At 40.3% G+C, this 2,717-nt stretch carries 3 protein-coding genes; all 3 read left to right on the forward strand.

Translation table 11 applies throughout. The annotated features are described in order from the left end of the window. Positions 1–103 precede the first annotated feature (103 nt). On the forward strand, positions 104–580 hold the full coding sequence (locus J3B89_RS20840) for a hypothetical protein (RefSeq protein WP_215399524.1): 477 nt from the start codon (positions 104–106) through the stop codon (positions 578–580). Positions 581–894: 314 nt separating this feature from the next. Beyond that, positions 895–1,422 (forward strand): YhfG family protein, encoded by a 528-nt coding sequence (locus J3B89_RS20845; protein ID WP_215399525.1) that lies wholly within the window; start codon positions 895–897, stop codon positions 1,420–1,422. 1 nt (position 1,423) lies between these two features. After that, positions 1,424–2,017, forward strand: a complete 594-nt coding sequence (locus tag J3B89_RS20850) for a Fic/DOC family protein (RefSeq protein WP_215399526.1) — start codon at positions 1,424–1,426, stop codon at positions 2,015–2,017. Positions 2,018–2,717 lie beyond the last annotated feature (700 nt).

Here is a 2,717-nt window from a genome sequence, read left to right on the forward strand (position 1 = left end):
AATTTTATCGCCAGCAAAAAGCGCTGGCTGCGACGTCAACCCGCTGCGCGGCTTTCCGCGCTAAATTTGGGCGTTATGCTTCAAAAGCATCGGAGAAATAAGCGTGATAAAAAAATGGTTAGTTTTGATTTTGTTAACCGTATCAATTTCTGGCTGTGTAACCAATAAGACAACATCAACACAAGAAAATGATTACAGATATAATATTGATTTATCTCAAAATGTTTCAATATCGTGTGCTGCAGGCGGTTTTGGTTGGATGGTTTTCCCTGACTTAGGTGTAGTAATTAAAAAGGACTTAAAAGGGAAAGAGTTTGACAAAGAACTCAAAATTACTTCATTCCAGTATGAAGTAAAGAAAGACAGCAGCAAGACTTACTCTGCGCATTTTAATGATGATCTCGGGTCCTACTATATGCCTTATGAGATGAAGGTTAATGATGAGCAAATTGATGGCAAATGGTCCGATGGGTCACTTTTTTTTATGGGAGCAGTAGAACGTGCTACCGCTAAACGTTTTGGCGAACCTGTTCTCGTAAATTCCAAGCAATGCATGGTTCATTACAATGATAAAATTTAAAGCTAATAATAATCAATCATTTGCCATGTCAGCTACCTGTAACTGTTGTGGGCAATTTGAAAATTACAAATCTGAAGCCAAGTGAAAATTATACATTCAGTCTTCCACGAGATAGAGAATGCAACAGCATAACAAGCGCCATCAAAAACGCGCCCGTTGGGCGCTCGACTCGCAACAAGTTGCTCGCGTTTGTGGCGGGCGTTAAAATGCAATCGCAGTGGTGGTGCACAAGTCAAATACTGAGTAGCGCCCAAAGATCTTGAATGGCGGTATAATATAGAAGGCTATTATCCATTACTGTAATTGGTCGAAATATGAAAAAAGAATCTGAATCAAGAGAAAATCCATTGATAGATATTGATATAAAAAAAATCAAAGACCCGGAATCCCTTAAGACTATTGGTGCATTTTCCAGTGTAAAAAAAACAATTAATGCTGAGATTGGATTTAAAATTAAGGCTCGCAGTTGGACTTCACTTTTCGAAAAGCTCTGGCAATTAAATAGATCAGTTGAAAGTAATAGAGAAAAACTGAAGGCGCTTATATCTTGCGCGCAGAATAATGCCAAGTCTCCAAGAAGGTTTAGTGACATCAAGAATGATGTCTCAGATGTTTTGGGTTTCAGAATTATAGCCCGTGGATGGTCTGAATTGAAATGGAAGGTTTCAAATTTATTGAAGATCTTTGCTTCTGAGTGTCTTACGAATAAATATGAAATTTACGAAAGAATAAAAAGATCGAACTTTGCTGCCAGCTCAAAACTGGAGGGTATTGAAGTTAGTTGTGAGCCATCATCAAAAAAAATGTCTGATGTAATAAATAAATACAAATCAAGGAGCTGAGATGGATAAGTATGATGAGCATGGAGATCGGTACTGTTACCCAAACTCAGTTGTACTCCGCAACAAGTTAGGTATTCAGGATGAAGAAACCTTCGAGAATGCCGAACGAGAGATAACCGAAATTTCGATTGGTCATATACACTATAAAGAACCACCTTATAGCTTACCTTACCTTCAAAATATTCATTACTTGTTGTTCAATGAGTTATATGACTGGGCAGGAGAGATAAGAACTGTCGACATATCGAAGATCGGAACGAGATTTTGTACTGTTAGAAGAATAGAACCTGAAATAAATAAGATTTTTTCGAGATTGGAAAAGGATTCTTATTTATTGAGATTTTCAGGAGAAAACTTGATCTCTAAGCTGGCTGAATACTATGGTGATTTTAATATCATACACCCATTTAGAGAAGGGAACGGCCGTGTTCAAAGAATTTTTTTCGATCACATAGCTCTGCATAATGGCTATAGATTAAATTGGAATGCAGTTAAATCTGAAGATGAATGGATACAGGCCAATATTGATAGCGTACTCGTCCAAAACGAAAGGCTTGAGTCAATTTTCAACGATATACTCGAACCTATTCGCTAGTTTTCGGCAGTATTGTGTTGAATTTTAACAAGCGGCATCACGGTGACCGCTTTTCCGCCGCTTCGCGGCTCCAAAACGGCATGTGTGCCGAGCGTTATAAGGCAAACATGAGAATCGAAGTTACCCGTGAAGCTTGTTGTTCCCAAGATGATCAGTTGGGGCCTTTGACTCTTCAAATTGAACTAGCTGAAGAGTCAGTAATTTGGGAGTTGGCGAGAAAGATTGGAGAGGCAAACTTTCTCCAATTCAGCAGCCCTCGAAACGTTATAGATGCCTACTGTGCGGGTAAGTTACTTTTCAGTATTCCGGCTGTTGGAGCCTCGGGCGCCACCGTCAGCTATGCAGTGGGAAGAGATGATCCAGTAAGTCGGCACTTGAGGGAACCTAGAATTTCATGTGTGTGGCCAGGCCGCTTATAACAAGGCAATCAAATTCGTTCCGGCCTACGGCCTCCACCGGACGCCCTCGTCAGGGCGCCGTTTATTGCTGGCGTTAGCAGTCAGGCATTCCATGAAAAGTACATTTGTAATTTTGGCCTATGTCACATGTGTCCTCTCGCTTGCGGGTTGCGCCAAGACAGAGCCGATTGAGATTGCATCACAAAATGATATTGAAGCTGTAAAGTAAGCGTCCATTTTAGGACGTATTGACGCCTTATAGATTTCGGCCAAGCATCCTGGCTAGATGTCTTTCATGATCT

The sequence above is a fragment of the Rheinheimera oceanensis genome (assembly GCF_018831085.1).
GTDB lineage: Bacteria > Pseudomonadota > Gammaproteobacteria > Enterobacterales > Alteromonadaceae > Alishewanella > Alishewanella oceanensis.

Bases quoted from the DNA above. Each gene is read 5' to 3' on its own strand.
- J3B89_RS20850 (WP_215399526.1), top strand. From the start codon at position 1,424: ATGGATAAGTATGATGAGCATGGAGATCGGTACTGTTACCCAAACTCA.
- J3B89_RS20845 (WP_215399525.1), top strand. From the start codon at position 895: ATGAAAAAAGAATCTGAATCAAGAGAAAATCCATTGATAGATATTGAT.